Consider the following 24,518-nt stretch of genomic DNA (forward strand, 5'->3'; position numbering starts at 1 on the left):
GGGATTCCCCATTTATGACACGCTCAATTCATGGCATAGATATTTACTTTGATCCTTCAAGCTCAATTTCTATCCCATCTAACGTCCCATACAGTACTTCTGTCATAATGCTTTTCACCCCTGTATCTCTGTCCTTCGTTACTGTTATTGTTCCCCATGCCTTGCCGCAGGTGAAAAAGGTCTTAAAGGTATCGTCGGACATTACCGGAGCAAGCTTAATCTTGTTATGCGGTAACTCACAATGGAAGCCGCTTAGTGCAAGGATCAGACCGTAGCTTGCCAGTGACCTGGCATAATGATTTCCGCATTCTACTTCATTCCAGGGGTTCCTTCGGATGCCATCGTGCCGGTTGCGGACTGCCTTCGCGATATTTAATCCCTCCGTAACAAAGCCCTCATAAATTAAATGGCTTGCTACCTGGTATTCAATTCCGGTCCAGACCTCGTCACTGTATACAAAGGGGATCTCCGGCCTGTTTCCGGAGGGCCAGGTACAGATCAGAAGACCTGCCTCATCATTCAGCGCATAGGTACGCTGCAGGTTGCAATGCTTATGCAGGGACGTCATAAAATTGTTATCATAAATTGCCTTAACCGCCTTTTTCACATGCTCCTCATTAAAAACATAGCCCAGTCCCGCCATATGGGCCAGCTGCTGCCCGAAGAGCTGGTCAGAAAGACAGCCGTCTCCGAATTGGTACTTGTACTCGTTGACATCTTCTATTTTCTGTATATAATAAGAACCGTTAAAACAGTCATGATCCACGATAGCCGATGCCGCTTCATAAGTTCTGCGGTATTCCTCTGCCTTATTCTTATCGCCCAGGAAAAGAGCCATTTGCTCACCGGCTTTTAAGGCTGCGATATAGATGGAGTTGATCATTGCATTCATACCATAGAATTCGATATCATAGGTATTATGCTGCTGCCCGTCCAGAGCACCGTCTCCGTCCTGATCCCAGTACCTCATAGCAAAATCCAAAGCTTTTTGGGCATAGGGCCATAACCGGGTCAGGAATTCCTGATCACCGGAAAACCTCCAATCACGGTAAAGCCGGAGGATACAGCCCAGCTGCCCGTCTGCTGCGGGAGGCAGCTCCCAAGGCTCATCCTGAAGATAGGTTCTGGCCCTGAATCTCATCGCCCCTTCCTCATCGGTTTCATCTAAGAACTCGGTATATCTCATGGACTGTTCCAGCTGAGGGAACATATGCGCCAGCGACTGTGCATAATTCCAGACATGGGTGCAATTACCGTCACAACAGCCGGCGATATTAAAACAGCCTTCATAGGCAAAAAAGGTACCATCCTCCACTTGAAAACAGGTATTGCTCCGGATGACCGTAAGGTTACTTGCCACAGCATCCAGGACATAGTCCGGGTAAGTGCTTCCAAAGAAGCTATTATGGAAGGCTGCCGTCAGCTCCTCCAGCCGTTCCAGGTTAGCTGCTGCATACTCGGCTGCAGCGATTGCCGACGGATAGAGGGTCGCATAATAATTCTTAATCAGGCTCCTGTTATTTTTCCGAACATCCTGCAGCTGATCCCAGGAGCGGATTCTCCAGGGGTGGCACCAGGTGATCAGGAATAGATATTCCTTGGTCTCACCCGGCTCCAGAACCTTTTTCATACCCAGGGAACCGATCTTAATATCACTGCGATGCATCCGGTTACCCTGGGCTTTTATTACCCTGTGATTATCCAGTAATCCATCCTCCGAAAAATCATTCCAAAAATCCTGCAGACCATCCCACCAGGCGCCTTCGTTCCAGTACTCCCGGTAAAAAACCTCCTGATCCGTCGTAAAGATACCCATGTCCATGAAACCAAGCTCATCCTTCCCCTTACTCTCTGTCGTAAGGGAAAGCCCGCAGCAGCCTTCCCTGCTTAGGAAGGTATTCTTTGACTCTCCCTCAAATAAAGGCTTATTCCAGATATCCCGTCCGCTGTAATTGCACAGATTAGCTAAGGAACCGGCTATACTGACCTTCTGGGTACTGTCCGAAGTATTCTTCACCTTATATCTTACGATTCCACAGGGAATTGCCGATTCCTCCACCTGCAGCGGAATGAATGGAGTGTAGGCCTCCATCGTAATATCAAACGGCACCTCCTCATCCGCAAAGTCAATCCAAACATAGGGATACTCTCCGGTCATGGTAGTTTCTTTGAATCTCGGTAAGCCTCCGATCTCCCAGGCAGTAAAGCCGTGGGAATGCTCAAAGGGCGGAACAAGCTGACCCTCCAGGGCTTTTGTCACCACGTTTCCCTTCTCATCCTCCGACCGGAAGGCAAAAAACGTATAAGGCGAATCCATTCCGGTATTAGGAAGTCCGAATATCTCAAAATCCGTAAAGTTTCCTCTGGCTCCAATTGATATATTACCGGTACCAATTCCGCCCAATAAAAATTTTGCTGCGGAGGCTTCCTTCGTAAAGCTCCTCTGCGTGTTACTCCTAATCACTTTCTCTTCCATGGATTATTCTCCTATCTTTCCAGTTCCATTTCCATTAAGACAGTATTATAGACCGGATCAAATATCGACATCATAAACGCAATTTTTTTACCATCTTCAGAAACCCATTTGGGATTCATAAAGGCGCCATATAGGCTGGGAAAATCCTTCTGGGCTGCTATAATCACAGGCTTGGAATAGGGACCGTAAATGTTCTTCGCACTCTTAACTACCAGATCTCCCTTGCCGTCAATATAGGTTACCAGCCATTCCTCCAGGTACTCGCTGTACAGGACGGACATCTCACCAACCGCCTTCGGCAATACGTTATATGCCTCATACATGGCCTTTTCTCCGGTTTCATAGATCGGATTTCCTCCCTCATCATACCCCATGAGGTATTCAAAGGCTGCAAAATTCACATAATCACTGACCGGAGCCCTCATCAGCTTTGCAGGGCCCCGGCGGCCGCCTGTGATCCCGAGAACGTAAACATAATCCTCAATCATCACCGGTACCATCTGGCAGAAGCTTGTATCACCGGGCCAGCGCAAGGTTTCCAAAGGCTCCCAGTTCTGGCCATAGTCCACGCTTTTCGCGATGGAACCAAAATTACAATCCCAGCCCCCCGGAGTCCCCCAGTGACGGACTGACATATAGGACATATAAAGAGCTTCCCCAATGGCAATTCCGCCGGTCGGTATCGTTGTCATCTCCAGGTTATCGACCTTTTTACTGGGTATCAGCTCTTTTGCGGTTTTCACACCAGGTCTCGCGACCATAGAGTCGAAAAGGATTCCATCGGTATAATCATCATCCGTAGTAATCGCCAGCACATTGCTCCTCCAGCCGCCCTCCATGCATTCATTTTGGAAAGTATCTCCGAATGCTATGTAAGTTGTATCCCCCAGGTTAAAGGAAATACCAAGATCCGTACCGCCCACCCTATAGTTTGATTTTGTTTTATTGATGGAATACTCCCCTGTTTCTACCGCAATCATATGAATGTTCTTTACGATATTTAAATTATACTTATCCTCTGGGTCTGCAAGAGGCGCATAGGTTAAATTCTTCTCCTTATGTGCCTTCAATATCTCTAATGCTTGCTGAACCTTTTTCTCGGAGGTGCTTAAGACCGGTTCCTCTTCGGACTTCTCGTCCGAAGCTGTTTCCCCCACCTTATCCTCTGAAGAATCCACGTCAGAGTCTTCTGATTTCGATTGATCCGTCAAACCATTCCCTGTTCCTTCCCCTGCTTCTGTCTCCGGATTGGGATTACCCTCTTTCGAGCATCCCACAACCGTGAACAGAGTAATTAACAAGACAAAAACAAGATAATATATTCTATTTTTAAGCATACTCTCCTCATTCCTGCGTAGGTTAATGCTTACGCATATATAAATATATTGTTATAAAAATCAGCTCCTAATATTGTAGAATGCAAGCGCATGAAAGCATTAAGAGGAGGGAGCGCTTTTATCTATATAAAATGAGCTGATTTCATTCACTGTATTCTATGAAAGGCGTCATAAGCCAACGAACACGCTTATAAAAGATTAGAGAGTTATGTCCCCCCAGCTTAAGGCATCCTCATTCACCGGAAGTCTCTTTTCTACCGGCAGGATAGGTCCGAAGGGCAGATGGGGCTCCGTCTGGTACCAATAAGCCGTCGCAGACCAGTCATCGCTTCTGTGATTTGCATGTCCGTGTTCTATCGTAACCTTGATGGAATTCTCAAACATGATGGGGTCCTGGATATGATAACGGTAATAGGTGATCTTGCCCTTCCAGTTATTCTTTCCGCCAAGGAGCAGTCCGTGATAAGGCGCATGATATTCCTGGGTAGGGCACCAGGCCATGTTCACATAATCCTCTGTACCGGTTCCATGAAGCGTAGGCACCTTATCCCCATCAATGAAAATCATATCATCCCCTTCACCGGGCCAATCCCAATGGTCATCGGTATTCAGGTTATGTATATTGACATTGGCTCCCACATAATGGCCGCGTCCTTCTGCTTCCAGGAGGACAAAATTACCTTCACCGGATTTATTTTCCCCGCCAAAGCACCATTCCCTATGGGCTTTAAAGTTATCTTTATCAACGCCTTCGGTAGGACATTCCCGGTGCCACTTCGCATGGAAATGTAACAGCTCCTCCTTCGGCTCCTCATATTCTTCGTAATCAACATAGAAATACAGGATCAGGGTCGTACTGCCCTCATTGGTAACGGTCAGAAGCGCTCTTTCCTTAAACGGCATGGGGAACCAGCAGTTGAAGCCTTTTCCATCCTCAGGACTCATCTGTAAGGGTGCAGAAACATAATTCCGGCTCATGGCATGCCCCATTCCGTAGAAATCACCGATGGGTGCCAGGACACTGGGCTCTTCCTCATTATCCCAGTAAAATCTCAGTACCTGCTTTCTTAAGCTGTCCTTTTCCTCTCCCTCATTCATCATAGTCATCCAGATATGGGTTATCATTCCCGGAGCTTTGATATCAGCGATGACAGCCGTATCTCCCGGTTTCACATAGATTCTGTCATCATTGCCGCCGGTGCGGTCATAGGATGACTCCCTCTTTCTCTTTCCGTCTCTTGGAAGCATGATTGAAGATAAATCTGCTGCATAATTTGTGTTCATAATAAACCTTCCTTTCCTCACTACCGCAAATCAATATCTATGCAGAGTACTATTTCAAGTATGTATTTTTTTCATGTCTTATTTTATACCAGATAATACGACACCTTTCACAATCTGTTTCTGGAAGATAAAGAACAGAATAATCGGCGGTATGACCGCAATCGAAGTCCCTGCCATAACAGCACCAAAATTCGTTGAGTATACAGATCTCATAGACCGGATAATCTGTATAACCTGCATATATTTCGGCTGGGATATGGTCATGGACGGCCATAAAAAACTGTTCCAATAGCCGATGAAGGTTCCTGCTCCCAAAACAACCATCGGAGATTTTGACAAAGGTATGAATATCTTAAAGAAAATCTTTACACGGCCGGCTCCGTCAATCATTGCTGCTTCCTCAAGGCTGGAGGGCAGGTTCAGGAAAAATTGCCGGAAGAAGAAAATACTATACCCTGATACCAAACCCGGCAGAATCAAGACCCCTAAGCTATCAAGCATGCCCAGTTTTTGTACCACCAAAAAGGAGGTCAGTAAGATGGTCATGCCGGGAATATACATGGAGATGATACAATATACCCAAAAAAACTTTTTGAGATAAAAATTCATTCTGGCAAACACATAGCCGGCCATCATATTGATAAGCAAAGCCAGAAATACTGCGGTTACCGATACGAACAGGGTAGTAAATATTGATCTGGTAAAAGAAATCGATTTGTCATCAAAAATAATATCAAAGTTTTCCATTGTCCAAACCGTGGGGAAAAACTTTAAGGGTGTAGCGAAAACCTCTTTTTTGTTTTTAAAGCTTGCCAGAGCCATCCACACTAATGGAAACAGACCCAGGAGCGCCACACTGAGTGCTATTATGGAATAAACTATCCTTATTATCTTCTTTTTCAGCTTTCTCATGATAACACCTTATCCTTCCAAACTTTTCTCTGATTTGATCACGGCAAATACGACTGAATTAATGAGCGCTATGACGATCATCATCATAATTGCACCGGCAATGGTATAGCCCATGCCCTTGCTGATATCCCTGTAATTATTATATAGATAAAGCATCGGCGTTAAGGTTGAATTAGAAGGACCGCCGCCGGTTAACATATAAGGGATATCAAACATCTGAAGGGTTCCGGCTGTCAGGCTGATGCACATTAGTACAAATATATTCTTCATCTGAGGCAGCGTGATTCGGATCATTTTCGTAAAGGCACTGGCTCCATCCACGGAAGCAGCTTCATAATATTCCTGGGGAACATTCACTAAAGCAGCATACATCAGGATTGTATTACCGCCGATGCCCAGCCAGACCGTTGGTGCAACCACTGCTATGAAGGCCCAGAAGGGATTATTCAGAAAGCCGATTCTGCCGACACCGGTTGCCATCAGGATCTGGTTGATGATCCCCCCCTTATAGTCAAGAATAAAGATAAATATTACGGATGTGGCAATTCCCGAAATGATGCCGGGGATGTAGATAGCGGTTTTAATCATTGTACTCATCCTGCTGCCCACCCCCTTAAGCACATGGGCAAATAGGAACGAAAGGATAAGTAAAAGCGGAACAATGACCACAACAAATTTTACTACGTTTATGATCGCCTTTTGGAAATAAACTGTTTTAAGAATTACTCTGTAATTATACAACCCCACAAATACAGAATCGATATAATAGTTCCAATCATAAAAGGATTTCTGTATTGCCATTATAAGCGGAACGATTACAAATATAGTAAGCATGACTACAGCAGGCAGCAACATCAAGTATGCGATTTTCATATCTCTTTTGTCAAAATTAGTTATCCCGCCTTGTCTCTTCTTCTTGGACTTCAAATCGTTACCTCCTTCTCTCCGTTTTCCAGCCAAGCAATCGCCGGTTCACTTTAATCCGGAACTAGCCCTTTCCCATGATAACTATAAAATGGCTAATTCCGGATTATATATGACTGTTTCGTTGATTCCTATTTTCTAGGATTGGTTCCGGCTAAGTTTTGGTTTGTGATAATATCCTGGATAGTCGCTGCTGCCTGAGCGGCAGCGTCCTCCGGACTCATCATGCCAAGAGCCGTGTTTTCAAACATCAAAGCGACGGTTGCTGAGATATCCCAAGGATAGATCGGTTCTGCAGTCGCATGAGCGGATACATAGTTTACGGTTTCCGCCCAAGTGCTGTCTCCCGCAACTCCGGCGATGTATTCAGCAACGCTCTTTCTGGGGGCAGCCTTTGCATAGTTTGCAACCTTGAAGAAATCTGCAGAGGTTTCTACATCCTCAGCCAGCAACCAGCTGATGTAATCCGCCGCACCCTTTGCTACCTTGGTTTTTGCATCTACAACATAGCTCCAGCCGCCGTTGGTCGCTAAGATACCATCCTGCTTTCCATCCTTAGTCGGAGGAATTGCAATTGCGAATTTATCTGCCAGTTCCGGATAATCGTTAATAATCTGTCCAACACCCCAGGAGCCGCAGAATTTCATTGCAACACTGCCTTCACCGAAATCCTTCATATCAGCATAGCCTGATAGGGCAACCTCAGGAACAACACCTTCATCAAAGGCTTTCTTATAGAAATTGGCTAAATCAATATATCCCTGATCAATCAAGGGAGTATCCCAGTTATCATTGATTGCAAGATGTCCGGAGGATGCCTGCTGTAAGCCCCAGGTACACCAGCCCATGGAGCCGAAGTCCGGAATACCGAGTCCAAACACATCATTGGTGGTTAATTTCTTTGCCGTATCGATCAGTTCATCCCAAGTGGTAGGAACCTTTGTAATTCCTGCATCTGCAAATAAGTCTGTTCTGTAGAAAAGAACTGTGGAAGGCTCGACAAGCTGGGGGTATGCCCATATTTTACCGTCATAGCTTACCATTTCTCTTACATTATCATTCAGATCATCAAATGCCGCCTGAGGAAGCAGGTCATTTAACGGCATGAGCAAGCCATCCTTAACGTTCATAACAATATTACCATAGGACATTACATAAGTGTCAGGGGCGGTTCCTGCTGCCTGTGCTCCTGCCATTCTTTCTGTCCAGGCATCCCCTGCAATGAATTCCTGCTCAACCACATAGCCTCTGCCTAATTGGTTATATTCTTCTGCTTTCTGCTCAAAGAATTCCTGGTTCCAAGGCTCGAAAATCTGGTTCCATACCACTACTTTTACAGGGTCTTTTGTTGTTGAAGAATCATCCCCATTCGTCTTATCTCCTGCTGAGGTTGGAGAAGTACCGTTTGTTACCGGCTCCTTCGAGCCCTTGCTGCAGCCTGCTAATGCGAGGAGTACCATAGCTCCTGCTAATACCAGTGCAATTACTTTCTTACATTTCATTCTTTTTTCCTCCCTTTACTTATTGTTGATTTTTATTAACACAAGTTGCTTGGGCATTAATTTAATGCCATTTAACTCCCTTCCCAAAATATTAATGAAGCAACTGTCTTCATTTACATAATCAAGACAAACATCATACTCTTTGTCATCCTCAAGACAGTAATCCTCCCATATCATCTCCTGATGAAATTCGCTGGTGTTCGCTATTAGGATTAGTTCCGAATTTCGATACCGATATCTGGAGGCTATTACGCTGTCTAAAAGAATGGTTCCTCTATCTCCTAATTCCAGGCTTCTTTTTGATGAATTATATTGGAAATAGGTGCGCCATACCTTTGCATTCCGTAATCTCGGCGGCCTCTTCATTTCGCCGTATGCAAGAATTTCTTTGTGGCTGCCTGTCCTTAATGCAGCAAATTTAGCTATGTAATCCGCGATTTTCTTATCATACCGAAAGCCTGCAGCCTTGAAATCACTATAATGCTCCTTCGCACGGTTGCCCTTCTCTTCCAGCACTTCCATCTCGCTGTACTCGCTGTTGATTTCAAACAATCCGCCCCATAAATAGGTCTTTGCGATGGTGTGATAGATCAGATCCCCACCCTCCTGGGTCAGCTTGCCCCAGCCATCCATTCTCAAAGGTGCATACCCGCTGTACACATATTGAAACATCGGTATGAGCTGTGCTGTACCCTGCTTGATCAGATCCCTGAATATCCAGGTCTCCAAAGAGGAACAGGGCTGTGCATTGGCTCTCGCCTGATAAAAGTCCAGGCAGTCCAGAAATACCTCGTTGATCATCTCTGTTCCAAGGGGAACATAATGTCCTTTCTCTGCCGAAAGCTTATTCCTGGTTTCTAAGTATATCTCCCGGTATGCCTTTGTCATTTCCTTTCCGGCTCCCACCGGGTGGCCATGCTCATCACTCATACAGGTTTTTAAGATATTATTGGCGGATATATCATAGTACATCGCATCACAGCCGCTTTCCTTAACCACCTGCACATCCCTTGTTACATGCAGCTTTCTGGTGTATTCACAGGCCGGACAAAGCATCGTGAATTTATATTCGTCCTTTGATTTCGGCTTCTGCGGCCATTTCTGGAGACTCTCACAGATTTGATCGCTGTCGGATTTATCTATGGCAACCAGAAAGTCAAATTCAAAGGGGGCAAACCGGTCACCATTTTCCCGTATCGCGTTCCGGTTCTCCTTACTAAATCTGGTGGGAAACCAGTCGTTATACCCACCGGGCAGTGAATTCATATAATTTTGCTCCACATTGGGCCAATCGGGTCCAAGGATGTGGAAAATCGGACTTTTAATGTCCCTTGCGTACCGGTTAATCCAAGCCGTCCTGTCATGGCAGGCATTGAGGCCGAAGGTACAGGCGCCCATATCTTCATAAAGCCAGGCAGCTTTATTATCCCCGGTGCGTTCACATAACCTGCCTCTGCTGCACCAGGATTGTCTGACTGCCCATTCCTTATAGAGATCACCGGCTTCATACCATCCATCGCCCTTGGTCAGGGTAATGACGAATTTCCATGGAGCCATAAGTCCCTTGCCAGCTTCAATATCCTCATAGCCATAAATCTGGCTTACTCTTAAGCTTCCGCCATGCTTATAGATATTTAACCATTTCTGATGATACTGGTTATCATAGGCCGCAAAATACAAGCCGGCGGTATTTTCACAGTAATAAGTGAAGAACTGCATCGTGGCACCGGAGAAGCTTTCCGGATAAGGCATATACCGGAAGCCTTCCTCCTCTTTAAAATGCTCCAAGGGATTTTCCACCAAGAGTCCGGTAGCATAGGAATGAGCGATGTAGTTCTTTGCTTCTCCCTCCTGCGCTCCATAGGCCTTTGCCAGGTCACCGATCCCATCCAGGAGCGGATACTCTATGCTGCTGACCTTCCATCTGCCGTAGTTTTCCACATGGGATTCCATAGCTACAGAGTCTTCGCGTAGCTGCCATAAAGCAATCAGCTTTAACTCGCCCGGAAGCCTCCAGCACAGCTGCAGCTTATCGTCTTCCCCGGTATAACTGAAGGCTTCAAAATCTTCACTGTAAACTTCTTCCTCCAACTCCAGCTTAAATACTTCATCCAGAAGGTTATCAATTATAACCTTGCCCTTCTTACGGTCAATCATTTTACGAATTGCACCATTCTGCTCATTAAACTGTACTTCAATTATGTCATTCCTTAAACAAAGCACCCTGTCGCCTCCTAATCTGCCCTATAAGAACATAGCCGCCCGCACTAGCGGTATCTGGGTCCGTAGACCTCGCATGCCTTGAAATCGGCAAATTCAAGACATTCTGTAGCAAAGGCGCTCCAGGCATGCGGCCGGAAGATATCCTTTTTATCAACGTTATGCATTGATACATGGATTCTCAGCATGGAAGCCAGAGTGATCAGATCCTTACCGATATGACCGTATACAAATGCTCCGTGGTTTGCTCCCCAGTTAGCCATCACGGAATGTACATCCGTAAATGCTCCCTCACCGGTAAGCTTAGGTACAAACCAGGTGGTAGGCCAGGTCGGATCTGTTCTTTGATCTAATTGCTCATGGACCTTATCCGGAATAACGGCCGTATAGCCTTCTGCTATCTGCAGGACCGGTCCGATCCCCTTCACAAGATTTACCCTGACCATGGTCACAGGCATCTCTCCGCCGGTTCTAAAGTGTGAGGAGAAGCCGCCTCCTCTGAAATAGTACAGGTCTGCCGGACACCAGTCGGTTTCCTTGAGACAGGCTTCCATGTCCGTATCCGTCATATCCCACCATTGTTTCATGACAGAGCTTCCGTTTTCCTTCACCGCACCTGTTGCATCCAAGGCTGCTGCTCCGGAGTTGATCAAATGGATCAATCCGTTCTTTGCCGTGCCTTCCGGCTGCCAGCCTGTAACTCTTTCAATCGCTTCCGGACTCCAATAGGTCCTGACATCGGCAAATATACTGGCTCTTCCGGTTAAAAGGTTCCCGAATAGCATGGATACTGCATTCAAATGATCGTTCTCCGTAGCAAATATCATCGGCTGTTTCTTACCGTTCCAATCAAAGGTGGTATTTAGCATCGCTTCTGTAAAATCACCGTTGGGACACCAGTCAGACCACATTCTCTGTCCCTGGAAGCCTCCCATGATACCATTGCGGCCCAAAGCCTCCTCCTGCCAACCCATAGCATGAAGCTTTGGATTACCCTGCATTAAATCCTTGCAAATCAGAGTGTGCTTAACGCAATGTTCCCACTCGGCATCCTTTTGCTCTTTCGTATGGCGAATGGATTCCGGATTCTTATCAAAGCCCTCTTTACAATTTGCTTTGACCCAAGTGATTGCCTTTTCGTATTCTTCTTTATCATATATTTCGTATTTTATTCTTCTAAGAACCTCGGTCATATCAATCCATTCCGTTCGTATTCCCAGGTATTCCTGTAAAAACTGTGCATCCACATTGGAGCCTGCGATACCCATACATACCGAGCCGATCCCGACGTAAGCCCTGTTCTCCATCAAGCCGACAGCGATTGCTGCTTTCGCAAAGGATAGAAGCCTTTCTCTGACATCCTCAGGAATCGTGTTGTCTGCCAAGTCCTGTACATCATGCCCATAAATAGAAAATGCGGGCAGACCTCTCTGGTTGTGGGCAGCCATTACAGCAGCCAGGTATACCGCACCGGGCCGTTCTGTCCCGTTAAAGCCCCATACCGCTTTTATCGTCTTTGGGTTAAGATCCATAGTTTCGCTTCCATAACACCAGCAGGGAGTAACGCTAAGGGTTGCGCAAACATTTTCCCGTAGGAACTGATCGGCGCATCTTGCCGCTTCCTCTCCTCCTCCGATGGAACCTTCAGATATGACGCATTGAACCTGAGTTCCATCCGGGTATGTAACATTTTCTTCTATAAAAAGCTTTGCTGCTTCCGCCATAGCTCTGGTCTTTTCCTCCAAGCTTTCACGGATACCCATTCGTCTTCCATCAATAATTGGTCTGATACCAATTTTGGGATAAGTTCTCATGTCAGACTTCCTTTCACAAAACATACTTTATGATTTGAAAATCAATGTCGTCCTTTATACATTATCACCAAATCATACGTCTATGATAACAAGGAACTGTCCATTATGTCCATAATGGATACTGTCATCTATATATGTAATATTGTTTATATCCATGTTTTCGTTTTTCACAGCTTGCCATTCAGGCATAGTGCATACTTATACAAAGAAAGCTGGAAGGTCATGTTAAGTTTCTGCGAAAATGCATGGTTTCAGCCAGTCTTAAGGCTGCATAAAAAATAAACGGTTTTAAGAAAAAGCTTCTTAAAACCGTTGATAACAAAAAAACATATTATATATTTTGCTATAAACAAATGATGAAATAAAAAATATGATATCATTTTATACGCTGCTTTTATTGGGGAACCTTTGCATGGTCTTTCTGGCTGTTCCGATAATCTAACGGTGACATGTTAAGGACATTTTTAAACACCTGGCTGAAATACAGCGGATTCTCATAACCTACCGTTTTACTGATCTCCTTTACTGACATATTGGTATCCTTAAGCATCGCGCAGGCACTCTCAATTCTTTTCTGGGTCAGATATTTTATCGGCGAAGTACCGGTCTGCTCCTTGAACATATGGGAAAGATAACATTTGCTTACATAAACCATCTCCGACAAGGATTCCAGAGTGATGGGCTCTGTATAATTCTTATCAAGATATTCCTTAATCTTCTTACAGTTAAGGGTTCTCTCGTCCTGATTCGTCTCCTCAATGCTAAGAAGCCGCAAGCTTAATACAATAATCGCAATCAATAAACTTTTGGTAATCTGCTGATAATAATTAATCTGATTCGCGGATTCCTTCAGCAGCTCCCTGAAATAAGTATCCATATGATGCTTATATTTACCGCAGTCTATCACCGGACAGGCCTTATCATCAATAAGGTGGTTTATCTTAAGGCCCGGCAGTGAGAAATTCCTCATGGATACAAACATTAAAAGCAGGGGATTATCCTTCGAGGTTTTCTCCTCATGGAAAATATAAGGATTTATTATAACCAGGTTTCCTGTTTTGAGTTCATATGTAGTATCACCCATGACAATCACACCTTCACCGCCTGCGACATAAAGGAGCTCGCAAACATCATGCAGGTGCCTTACATTAAACCAATTCGGGTCATCAGCTACCACTCCGGTATATAAAAGCTCCGGGTTCAGTGATAATATCTGCCCTTTGGGATTCTCTATATAGTAATGTGTATGCGACATGTAATCATCTCCCAACGTTAGTTACCACTCTTTATATTAATTATACAACAACTCGGAATTCGATACAAGCTAATTGACCGTCCAATCTATACGATAATACATTGTTTTCGCAAAAAAACATGTTATAATCACAATATGGATTCAAAAAGGAAGGGGTTTATACAATGCAATTGACAAAATTCTTTTCAGTAAAGGGAATGCTGAAAAGGCATCAGATTATCGGCGATTTGCCATCCTCCCGCACAGCATACTCCAATTTCTTTCGTATTGCATGGCCATCCGCCCTGGAGGCCCTTCTTGTTGCTCTGGTCGGGGCTATTGATACCATTATGGTCGGAACTCTGGGCGAGGGAGCCATCGCAGCAGTCGGGATAACTACCCAGCCCAAGTTCATCCTGCTGGCGCTGATCTTCTCCCTGAATACCGGTATCACAGCCGTAGCAGCCCGCCGGAAGGGGCAGGATAACCGGAGGGATGCCAACAGAACAGTTCGTACCGGAATCATTTTCAGTGCGGTCAGCTCCATACTCATGGCCTTCTTAGGATTCCTGTTTGCCAAGCCCATCCTGCTGTTTGCCGGTGCAGAAAGCTCCTATCTGAATTATGCTCTTGACTACTTTGATGTCATCCTGCTGTCCCTTCCCTTCCAGGCATTGAATCTCACCATCAATGCTGCACAGAGGGGCTGCGGAAAGACCAAGGTATCCATGTACAGTAATATTATCAGTAATCTGATTAATATACCCTTCAACTTTCTCTTAATTAATGGAATCGGTATTTTCCCCAAATTAGAGGTCCGAGGTGCGGCAATTGCCACTTTGATGGGCGCAATTGCCGCATTTTTAATTTCCTTCTCCACTTTACTCCGGTCAAAGGGTTATCTGTCCTTTCATGTGAAGGCCGGATGGGCCATCCACCGGGATGTGACCGATGCCATTATTAAGGTGAGCAGCAGCGCTTTTGTAGAGCAGGTATTTATGAGAATTGGTTTTCTAGCCTATGCTGCCATTATTGCAAGACTTGGCACAACCCAATATGCAACCCATTTGATCTGTATGAACATACTGACCCTTTCCTTCTGCTTCGGAGACGGGCTGTCCATTGCGGCCTCTGCCCTGGTGGGGCAGAATCTGGGTGCAAAAAGGCCGGATTTATCCATTGTCTATGGTAAAACCGGCCAGCGTCTTGCTTTTCTTATTTCCTGTGGAATCTTCCTGGTCTTTTTGTTTGGAAGAACCTTTTTGGTATCCTTGTTCAGCGATGAAGCCGCAATCATCACTCTGGGTGCCAACATCATGATCCTTGCCGCCCTGGGAACCCATTTCCAGACCTCACAGGTGGTGTTGTCAGGCTGCCTGCGCGGTGCGGGAGATACGGCATATGTGGCAGGAACCTCCTTCTTAAGCGTGGCTCTGATCCGTCCCCTGCTGACCTTCCTTCTCTGCTATCCGGCCGGACTCGGTGTGTACGGGGCCTGGGTGGCTCTGCTAATTGATCAGGCTTTCCGCTTTGCCAGCAGCTATCATCGCTTTTCCAGCGGGAGATGGACTAAGATCATATTGTAAATCACTATCTTGTATCAGAATAAGTACTTCGCATCTTTTATCACCGTGTTTCCTCCACCTCCCCGGTATATCGGTTCACCCGGTACCAGCCATAGGTCACGGTATGCCCGATGCCCGTCTCCGGTTCATCCAGAACAAATTCATAAAGGTGAAACAGAAATTCCTCCTCTGTTTCTCCCTGCCCTTCATATACCAGATAATATTCGGCAAAGGACAATTTATAATAATAATCGTCCTCTGCCGAAGGGCAAATCTTATGAAAGTTAGCGCAGTAATTTTCTTTTACCAGGTCAAGTGCTTCCATCGCGGTAAGCTCCGGCCTCTCTTCTTCCCTGTTTACCTCTGTTTCGGCAACCCCCGGCCTCTGTGCTCCTGCACCGGCAAACACTGCCGGATCTCCATCCATCAGGTATTTCCCATGTTGCTCATTCATCCCGTAGCTACCAAAGGGGTAGATACATAGTAAAAAGCAGATGCAGCACACCGCTGTCTTCATATTTGCCTTCTCCTTTTACTATGGAACATCTCTGCACTGGCAGGACAAGTTCATTGTATCATTAACCTGAAATTTTTTCCATAACAAGCAGTCACAAATAATCGACAGCAGCAAACAGGTTCCTCCAGAATCTATCTCTGAGCAGGCGGTGCAGACGGGCCTTCCGGCGGATTCATCGGAGGATTGGCCGGCGGGTTCTGGGAGTTATTGCTTCTCCTCCGTTTCAGAATACGTTTTCCGATAAGAACGGAGGCCGTGATAATGGCTGCCCAGATAAGCAGGTAGGGAAGATTGACAATAAACCATACCACAAAATCCTTCGTACCTTCACTCAAACGATAAATCGTATCGCCAAATCCGTTCTTAATTCTGGTGGCAACGGTGGGCCTGGCTTCCTCCACTACCGGAGTCAGCTTCTCCACTTCCCGAATAGTTAAGGATACCGTACTGTATTCTACCTTATTATCATAGGTTCTAAGGGTCGTTTCATAATTCTGAAGCTCATAGCGTATGTCACTGAGACGGCTTTCCAAAGTAACAATATTCTCCATACTCTCTGCCTTTTCCAGAAGCTCAAACAACCTCTCCTGCTCGATCTCCAGCGCTTTTTTACGGCTCTGGATGTCCGTGTACTGAAGCGTCACATTCTCCGTTGATTCCTTCTTATTTACCACATTCGCTTTTTCATTCACCGAATTAACAAACTCATCCGCCTTGGCCTTGGGAATCCTTGCAGTGATTCCCGCGTAACGCATCTCCCCGCTGCTATAGATACTTCTGCCGCTGATATTGGAAGTCTCCACGTATCCGCCCAGACGTCCGATCTCTGCGTTCAAATCCGTAATCAGGCTGTCGAATTCCTGGGTCTCCATATCCATATAAAAGGTTCTGATAATCTTATCCTGGGTCTGCAGAGCCGATGCTTCCTCTGTATTTACTATAGCACCGCCGACCGCGGCTCCGTAACCGGTACTGGAGCTATCCAGGGAAGGCTTTTCTTCCGGTATCCCCATCTCCTTATCGGTTTCCTGCACCTCCTCGTTCCAGCCGCCGTAATCAGCCTTGCTGGCCGAATTCTCGTCTTTGTAGAATGACTTACTGCTGCATGCCGAAAGAACCGTCATGAGTGTCATAATAAGACTGACAATAACCAATATCTTCTTTTTCTTCATACCTTCTCCTCCTTTATATAATATAATGCTTTCCTATGCTTCTATTATAACCATTAGACGCTGCCATAGGGGAAGATGGTTCCATAATTTTCACAAAACTGGTAACAGTTCAGAACTGTTACCAAAACTAATTTAAATTGGCAATTCAAAATGAGGCCGCACCAATCATCCCTCTCAAAGATTGGCACAGCCTCATTCTATCATTCTGTTATTCTGTTATTTTACTTTTACTTTGACCTGCGGGCCTCGTCCTGCTTTATTCATTGCCCATATCCCTATCTCCGTCTTCGCTTTCTGAGCCGGAATTTCAATGGAGTATTCCCCTTTATCATTGATCTTTCCCTCATAAAACTTGTTGCCGATCTGAGCGAACACTCTGGTCTGCGTCTTCGCAACCTTCTCCGGCGCATCCTTGAAGATATCTGCTGCAGTCTCCTCATTGGATGCTGTCCCATCCTCCGGCACCGTATAGTCTAACAGCTGCACCTTACCGGTGATCAGGGTGTCCCCCTTCTTGATTTCCTTTACGGTAGGCTGATCAGGAGCCGCCTTCTTCACCTTGGAGACCACGGCCTTACTGGTTCCCATCGCATTGGAAGCGGTTGCTTTTACCTCCGTACCCGATGCGGCTCTCTCAATGGTGAACGTATAGAGATATCTGTTATTCACTTCATCATACTCATAAGCTTTTGTCTTATATACCGCACTGCCCACGGTGAGTTCTATTTCAGAATCTTTCTTGGCAGCAAGCTGCACCTTCTGATCCGAATTCGTAATTTCCTTCACCAGAACGGGCGTATCCGGCTGACTGGCAAGCACCTCGGTCTTACTTGCCGTAAGTATCTTGCTGTCAGAGAACCGTACCATGGCATAGACCACTGTGCCCGCCTCCAGCCTCTCATCCAGATCGTACCAGAATGCACCGGCGCCATCCGTCTCCACGGTACACAGCGTGCTTTTAAAATCAGGTCCGGTACCGGTAGTAATTGCCAGATACAAATTCCCAATATCCTCATAGCTGCCGGAGATCAGATAGGATTGATCTGAAATTCGGTTAAAGACAAGATCCGTTGAATCGGTGCTGACCCTTTCCTCGATATCTCTTACCACAAGCTGTGTGGCATAGCTGTACCGGATGGTATCCAGCTTCCTGTCGACAGCCATAATAGTGATTACGTCTCCGGCATGAAGCTGAGTGCCGAATTGGTATGTGAAATTACCGTTGGCATCGGAGAAGGTTGTATACCGGTTCCCGTCCAGAGTAATCATAATCTCATGGGCTTCCTTCACATCCGGAATATAGCCGTTAAGGGTATTCTCTATATTGCTTATCTCGTATGCCCGGGGTGCGTTAGGTCCTGCATCGCTTACCGTCTCGGTATATACGCGGCTGTTCCTTGATATATGATCCAGGCTATAAATCTTCAGGGCCGCACCGGCCTTCAAGGGAGGTACCATCATAGCGAAATACCCCTGGTCGTTCTTTTCAAGATCAACCTCTACAACCTCCAAACTCGGATTATAGATCTCGGTATTCTTCTCGTACCGCTCCTTTCCTCCATCCCTGGCAACATAGACCGTATCGCTGGTGGTGATAATCAGGGAAGCATCCTGATCACCCAGCTCCCCGGTAATCACTCCGCTGGTATTTTTTATGGGGTTGACACTGGGCTGATTAGGGCCTGTTCTCTTCACCGGAACATTCACTCTGGCACTCTCCAGTCCCTTTGCCGGATCCTTCAAATAGACAGATACCACTGTGCCGGAGGGCTGGGCCGGCAATGCATAGGAGAAGGTGCCGTCCTTGTTAACCTCGCCTTCATAAATACCGGTATGAGCCTCAAAAACAACCGTCGTGCCCGGTTCTCCCCGCCCGGAAATCTTGGTCTTCCGGTTGGTATAGGTATCGATCGCCGGGGAGGACAAAAGGTCATCCCTGAAGTTGTTGATCGTCACATGATACAGGGATTGATTTCCTTTCACATCCTCGGCAAAAATCGTATAGGTACCGTTTTCCGAGACGGTAAAATCATATATTCCCACCTTGGCATTCTTTAATTCAAGGCCTGTATGGCTGTTAAAATACTCCAGATTCTCATTGCCCTTGGCATAACGAACCGATTTTATGGCAGAGCGGTCTGTAATATTCATTACAATCTTATAAGGCGATGCCGTAGCGCTGGTAATTACCGGCGTGGCAACAATATGCGGGGCCACCGTATCCCCCTGATCCAAGGGATAGGAAGCAATATAGTATTTATATGAATCCGCATCCTTCAGATAGTTCACATGCCAGTCCGTTTTCTCAAAGAGGCTTGCGGCATAATAAGGAACCTTTACAATAAAATTCTTTACACCGTCCATATTGATCCGCCAGTTATTATCTATCTTGGGAATCAATCCCTCATCATCGGCAATCTGACGCATATATTTGCTCAATACCGTCTGGGTGCGCACAAAACCGTTAAGCACGGTCTGGGTCTCCACGCCGCGGTTGGCCGTGGAGGGCTGGGTAATCTTATTGCTGGCAATCAGAAATTCCATATCATCCGTCACAGGCTTCCCGTTATAGTTCAGCTCACTGACACGGCTGCTCACGCTGATTCTATTGCCGCTGAGATCATAGCGGGGTTCCGTAAAAGGATTAATTACATAATCCACCCCGTCAAAAATATAGAAATTGCTCCAGTCATCAAGCCAGTCTTCCCGGATTAAGGACTTGAGTCCCGTCTCCTGCATGAGGGAGCTCATGACTCCATTGCTCCATTTGGAACCGGTTACTGTGGTCTCAAAGGCACTGGCCGACCACTCCAGCCACTCCCGCAGCTGTTTTCCTGTTATGGTATAGATATAAATATAATTATTATAGGGCTGTATGGCAGTCAGATCTGATTCGGTAATATCCTCCTGAATATTGATAAAATCATTGATATTGTCTGCTCCGTAAGCCGCATAGCTGGAAACCGCCACAATGGGATAATCCTTATACTGGGTTCCTACGGTCTGGACATATCTCTGCACATAGTCGATCTTCGCATCATTCAGCAGCTGGATTGCGGCATTATCGCCCAGCATGCCGTAGAAATTATGAATTAATTCTCCCTTTTCCAGTCTGGCAATTACATCTGTGGAGTAATTCAGCAGCTCCTCCTCCCAGTCTCCGAAAAGATTTGCTATATTTTTATTCTCTGTGGTATTCTTCTCCGTCACCATGCGAAGCTCCGAGCTGCGGTCGGAAATGCTGAGATGATCCCTGTATACGGTCAGAGTCAGATCCACCACACCCAGAGAACTGCCTCGGTTGCCCGCCATAATTACATTGGTCCCGTTCATGAGATAGGTCTTCTTGTCCACCCCTGGCAGCATATAGTAAGGAGAAGTCATATCCGTGGTGGGAAACATATTATGCTCATGCCCGCATACCACCACGTCAATCTCATCAATCTTTGACAGGGCATAGGCCACATTTTTAAAGTTGGGCTCCGGATTCTCCGGGCCGATTCCTGTATGCGACACACAGATCACCACATCCGCACCCATTTCTCTCAGCTTCTGTGCCTGCGTCCTGGCATTGGTCACCATATCCTCCGTCTTCAGGATCCCCTTGTAGCTATGAGTCTTGGAGGTAAGAGTCGGGATGGTCTGACCGATGATTCCGATCTTGACATCAATCTTATTCCCTGCGGAAGAGGTCAAGGTTCTTGTGATCAGCATGTTCTCCAGAAAAGGATATTCCCCGGTCTGAGAGTCCGTTACATTGGATACAATTGTGATATTTTTCAGACCCGAGCCGTTAAGCTGACGCAGGATATATTCATAACCGTAATCAAAATCATGATTTCCCAGGGTAATGGCGTCATAGCCCATCTGAGCCATGGCCATATAGACCGGCTGGATTGCGTTCTGGTTCTCCGCAAATATGTATTCTGTTGTATAGTCATAGAGGGTGTCCCCTGCATCCAGAGTAATTACGCTTTCCGCAGGAACCTCATTCCTGGTTCTATTAAGCAGATCATAGAGTCTGGCCAGCCCGCCGTTGCTATAGTCCACCCCCTGTTCATAATCCTTGCTGTTAACCTGGCCGTGAACATCGGTTGTTCCAAGAATCCGCAGCTTTACCGTCTCCTTTTGTGTCTCCGCCTCCGCCGTCCGGTTGACGAAGCCTCCGCTATTGAATAATACCGCAAATAGCACAGCAAAAGAAACTGCGGCTATGATCCGTGCCATTTTTAATCTTTTCTTCTTCATTTTCATCCTCTTCTCCTTGCCAGTAAAAAGTCTTCCCGCCCTCCCTTTACAGGACAAAGAAATCGGGAGAGGCTTCCTTCCTTATTACAGTATAAGTTATTTAAGCAGATACCGGTTCACAGGATGCTTAACAGCTTATACTTAAGGAAGGATAACTCTCTCCCGGTAGGCTCTTTCATTCTCGGAAATATTTTTACTAATAAAAGTCATAATTGCCAGCGTTTTCACATCCTGTTTGTATTCTAGGACGCTAATAAGTCAATTTAATGGCAATTTTCTTACAAAATATTGACTATTTTATGTAACAGCTCAGGTGGGATACGGGAGGAGAATATAATACCTCCTTACCCTGTCTAGACTGTCACCATTTTATTGATTTGAGGCTGCACCAGCTCCAGCAGTCGATCCATCTGATCCGTCAGATAGAGATACCCCATAAGCGCCTCCAGACCGGTGGCAGTCCGGTAATCCACCACACTGGCATTCTTGGCCGAGGTAAAGGATTTGGCATTGCGGCCCCGCTTATATACGGCGGTCTCCTCCGGGGTAAGCCGATCCTGAATCAGATGATACAGCTCGGCCTGGGCGCCGGCCTGCACCAGCTTCGAAGCTCGCTTGTGCAGCTTATTGACAGGCGCATTGCCGCTCTCCACGACGCAGGTGCGGATTACCAGATCGAAGATGGAATCTCCGATAAACGCCAGCGTCAGCGGTGAATAGGTTCGTATGTCCGTCTCCTGAAGCCCCATGGTCTCCCTGATGTATCCGGCAATACGCATTAGTTCCTTTTCCATCTTACTCCCTCTCTGGTATCCTCCAAAATGATCCCCTTTTCCAGCAGCAGCTGCCGGATCTCATCCGCCCTGGCAAAATCCCTGCTCTTTCTGGCTGCCTGGCGTTCCTCGATGAGCTTCTCAATCTCCTCATCCAGCAGCTCTTCTTTCTTATGGGTAATAATCCCGAGGATATCGCAGAGCTGACCGATCAGCTCATGAAGAGCCTTTACAAAGGCACGGGTGCTCTCTCCGCTGCAATTGGTATTGGACAGCTTCACCAGCTCAAAAACAGCCGCTATGGCGTCAGCCGAATTGAAATCATCGTCCAATGCCGCCAGATATTTCAGCCGCAGCACTTCCGCTTCCGATAGAATCTGGCGCTCCTCCTCCGTCGGTTCCCCGTCTCCCAGGGATGTCCCGGAAAGCAGATAATCCAGCTGTCCCACTGCCGTCAATATTCTGCCCAGAGAGTTCTTTGCCGCCTCCATCAGCTCTCTGCTGAAGTTTAACGGGCTGCGGTAATGGGAATTCAGCATGAAGAAGCGTACCACCTGGGGATCGTACTGCTGGCAGATCTCACGGGTGGTGAAGAAGTTCCCCTCGGATTTTGACATTTTCTTATTATCAATATTTAAGAATGCATTATGCATCCAGTACCTGGCGAACTGCTTGTGACTGCAAGCCTCGCTCTGGGCTATTTCGTTCTCGTGATGGGGGAAGATCAGATCCTCCCCTCCCGCATGGATATCAATCTGCTCACCCAGGTATTTTTTGCTCATAACGGAGCATTCAATATGCCAGCCGGGACGGCCGTCGCTCCAGGGAGAGGGCCAGAAGGGTTCCCCCTCTTTCTTAGGCTTCCACAATACGAAGTCCATAGGGTCTTCCTTCTCGTCATTAACCGCAATACGGGCACCGGCCTCCAGATCGTCAATTTTCTTCTTAGACAGCTTCCCGTATTCGGCAAAGCTTCTGGTTCTGAAGTAGACGGTTCCGTTCTTCTCATAGGCATGGCCCTTTTCTATCAGCCGGCCGATCATCTCAATCATGCCTTCGATTTCCTCCGTGGCCCTGGGATGACAGGTTGCCTCCCTTACATTCAGCGCTTCCATATCAGTACGAAGCTCCTTGATATAGCGTTCCGAAATCTCCGCTGCCGAGACACCCTCTTCCACTGCCTTTTTAATAATCTTATCATCCACATCGGTGTAATTCGTCACATAATTCACCTGATACCCCAGATATTCCAGGTATCTCCGCAGGGAATCAAAGATAATTGCCGGACGGGCATTGCCGATATGAATAAAATTATAAACCGTCGGCCCGCAGACATACATCCTTACCTTTCCTTCCTCCAGGGGAATAAATTCTTCTTTTTTCTGGGTTAGTGTGTTGTATATTCTCATTTTTTCTCCACTCCTCTCGATGCACCTGTATGCGCATGCTTTCTTCCTATTAGATTAAGCATTTATTCTTTTCTCCAATTCATCCAGCTTGCTGTTTAGTCTCTTTATCTCCCTGCGCAGGCAGATATTCTCGTTCTGGAGGCAGGCCAGCTCCTTCTTCACCGGATCCGGCAGATGGACCTGATCCATATCCTCCCTGGGCACACGGACATTATTCATCTTAATGACTCTTCCCGGTACACCTACTACGGTAGAATTGGGCGGCACCTCGGACAGCACCACCGAACCGGCACCGATCTTGGAATTCTCACCGATGGTAAAAGAGCCCAGAACCTTCGCACCCGCACTGATCATCACATTATTTCCCACCGTTGGATGACGCTTGCCCTGCTCCTTCCCCGTTCCCCCAAGAGTAACCCCCTGATAAAGGGTAACATTATCTCCCACAATTGCAGTCTCGCCGATTACTACCCCATGACCGTGGTCGATGAACAGCCCTCTTCCGATGGTGGCACCGGGATGAATCTCAATGCCTGTCTTGCGGACGGTCCTCTGGGAAAACCATCTGGCAAGAAAATAACGCTTTCTGACAAATAAAAAATGAGCGATCCGATACCGGATGATTGCCCGGAAGCTGGGATAGAGAAAAATCTCCAACGGTGTCTTAATGGCAGGATCCCGTTCCTTAACGATCTGCATTTCGTCTTTAATATATTTTAGTATACCCATATTTACACCCCCTTTGATGAAATATCTATGAAACAAATAAAGAATCCGCCTGCGGAGCATTTTGTCATATAGGACGAACTTTCCTATACGACAAAAACACCGCCCCTGAATATAGAGGCGGTGAAAATCGCGGTTCCACTCTACTTTAGCAGGTCTGTGAATCCGGCCTGCTTCTCAATACAGATAACGGCTGCTGCCGGGCCCGGCTAAACCATTGTCTCACCGAACCAGCTCCCGGATGCACTTCCCTCATATTCTCGCAAAGAATGCTTTCAGCCGGTGGCATTCTATCTCTGCTGCTGCTCTATAAGGTACTTTTCCGTTCCTCGCTTTTTATATTGTATATTCTATGCATAAGCGAACTATTTGTCAACCTCTTTTCAAGCAAATAATTCACGTGTT

The 24,518-nt window shown here is 46.4% G+C and carries 16 protein-coding genes and 1 other annotated feature; of the genes, 1 reads left to right on the forward strand and 15 read right to left on the reverse strand.

Features of this window, described 5'->3' with window-relative positions; all coding sequences use genetic code 11:
- Positions 1-43: 43 nt before the first annotated feature.
- The 9 genes from HNQ56_RS05065 to HNQ56_RS05105 form a co-directional block, all read right to left on the reverse strand.
- Positions 44-2,476 carry a GH116 family glycosyl hydrolase gene (locus tag HNQ56_RS05065; RefSeq protein ID WP_429143444.1) on the reverse strand — a complete coding sequence of 811 codons (2,433 nt, stop codon included), beginning with the start codon at positions 2,474-2,476 and terminating at the stop codon, positions 44-46.
- An 11-nt stretch (positions 2,477-2,487) separates the two neighbouring features.
- On the reverse strand, positions 2,488-3,813 hold the full coding sequence (locus tag HNQ56_RS05070; RefSeq protein WP_429143446.1) for a glycoside hydrolase family 183 protein: 1,326 nt from the start codon (positions 3,811-3,813) through the stop codon (positions 2,488-2,490).
- 198 nt (positions 3,814-4,011) lie between these two features.
- Positions 4,012-5,097, reverse strand: a complete 1,086-nt coding sequence (locus HNQ56_RS05075) for a glycoside hydrolase family 172 protein (protein ID WP_429143447.1) — start codon at positions 5,095-5,097, stop codon at positions 4,012-4,014.
- A 78-nt stretch (positions 5,098-5,175) separates the two neighbouring features.
- A complete protein-coding gene (locus tag HNQ56_RS05080) occupies positions 5,176-6,009 on the reverse strand; it encodes a carbohydrate ABC transporter permease (protein WP_429143449.1) in 834 nt (277 codons plus the stop codon).
- Between the two features lie 9 nt (positions 6,010-6,018).
- A complete protein-coding gene (locus HNQ56_RS05085; RefSeq protein ID WP_429143451.1) occupies positions 6,019-6,936 on the reverse strand; it encodes a carbohydrate ABC transporter permease in 918 nt (305 codons plus the stop codon).
- A gap of 128 nt (positions 6,937-7,064) precedes the next feature.
- Entirely contained in the window at positions 7,065-8,435 is a 1,371-nt protein-coding gene (locus tag HNQ56_RS05090; protein WP_429143453.1) for an ABC transporter substrate-binding protein, read from the reverse strand.
- 15 nt (positions 8,436-8,450) lie between these two features.
- The gene (locus HNQ56_RS05095; protein ID WP_429143455.1) at positions 8,451-10,658 is read right to left on the reverse strand and encodes a DUF6259 domain-containing protein; all 2,208 of its coding nucleotides are present in this window, start codon (positions 10,656-10,658) and stop codon (positions 8,451-8,453) included.
- A gap of 44 nt (positions 10,659-10,702) precedes the next feature.
- The gene (locus tag HNQ56_RS05100) at positions 10,703-12,469 is read right to left on the reverse strand and encodes an L-fucose isomerase (protein WP_429143457.1); all 1,767 of its coding nucleotides are present in this window, start codon (positions 12,467-12,469) and stop codon (positions 10,703-10,705) included.
- A 394-nt stretch (positions 12,470-12,863) separates the two neighbouring features.
- Positions 12,864-13,724: a helix-turn-helix domain-containing protein gene (locus tag HNQ56_RS05105; RefSeq protein WP_429143459.1), complete on the reverse strand. Its 861-nt coding sequence runs from the start codon at positions 13,722-13,724 to the stop codon at positions 12,864-12,866.
- 164 nt (positions 13,725-13,888) lie between these two features.
- On the opposite strand from HNQ56_RS05105, the gene HNQ56_RS05110 reads away from it, so the two are divergent.
- A complete protein-coding gene (locus HNQ56_RS05110) occupies positions 13,889-15,289 on the forward strand; it encodes an MATE family efflux transporter (protein ID WP_429143461.1) in 1,401 nt (466 codons plus the stop codon).
- 40 nt (positions 15,290-15,329) lie between these two features.
- On the opposite strand, the gene HNQ56_RS05115 is transcribed toward HNQ56_RS05110, so the two are convergent.
- From HNQ56_RS05115 to epsC, 6 genes are all read right to left on the reverse strand, one after another.
- Entirely contained in the window at positions 15,330-15,785 is a 456-nt protein-coding gene (locus HNQ56_RS05115; RefSeq protein ID WP_429143463.1) for a hypothetical protein, read from the reverse strand.
- 131 nt (positions 15,786-15,916) lie between these two features.
- On the reverse strand, positions 15,917-16,957 hold the full coding sequence (locus HNQ56_RS05120; RefSeq protein ID WP_429143465.1) for a DUF4349 domain-containing protein: 1,041 nt from the start codon (positions 16,955-16,957) through the stop codon (positions 15,917-15,919).
- 216 nt (positions 16,958-17,173) lie between these two features.
- Positions 17,174-21,205 (reverse strand): Ig-like domain-containing protein, encoded by a 4,032-nt coding sequence (locus HNQ56_RS05125; RefSeq protein ID WP_429143466.1) that lies wholly within the window; start codon positions 21,203-21,205, stop codon positions 17,174-17,176.
- Between the two features lie 353 nt (positions 21,206-21,558).
- Positions 21,559-21,999, reverse strand: coding sequence for a Mini-ribonuclease 3 (locus tag HNQ56_RS05130; protein WP_429143468.1), 441 nt, complete (start codon positions 21,997-21,999; stop codon positions 21,559-21,561).
- Entirely contained in the window at positions 21,984-23,387 is a 1,404-nt protein-coding gene (gene cysS, locus HNQ56_RS05135) for a cysteine--tRNA ligase (RefSeq protein WP_429143470.1), read from the reverse strand. The genes HNQ56_RS05130 and cysS overlap by 16 nt, the downstream gene beginning before the upstream one ends.
- A gap of 54 nt (positions 23,388-23,441) precedes the next feature.
- Entirely contained in the window at positions 23,442-24,116 is a 675-nt protein-coding gene (gene epsC / locus HNQ56_RS05140) for a serine O-acetyltransferase EpsC (protein WP_429143472.1), read from the reverse strand.
- Between the two features lie 110 nt (positions 24,117-24,226).
- Positions 24,227-24,452, reverse strand: a binding site (T-box leader).
- Positions 24,453-24,518 lie beyond the last annotated feature (66 nt).

The organism is Anaerotaenia torta (assembly GCF_050433395.1).
Lineage (GTDB): Bacteria > Bacillota > Clostridia > Lachnospirales > Lachnospiraceae > Mobilitalea > Mobilitalea torta.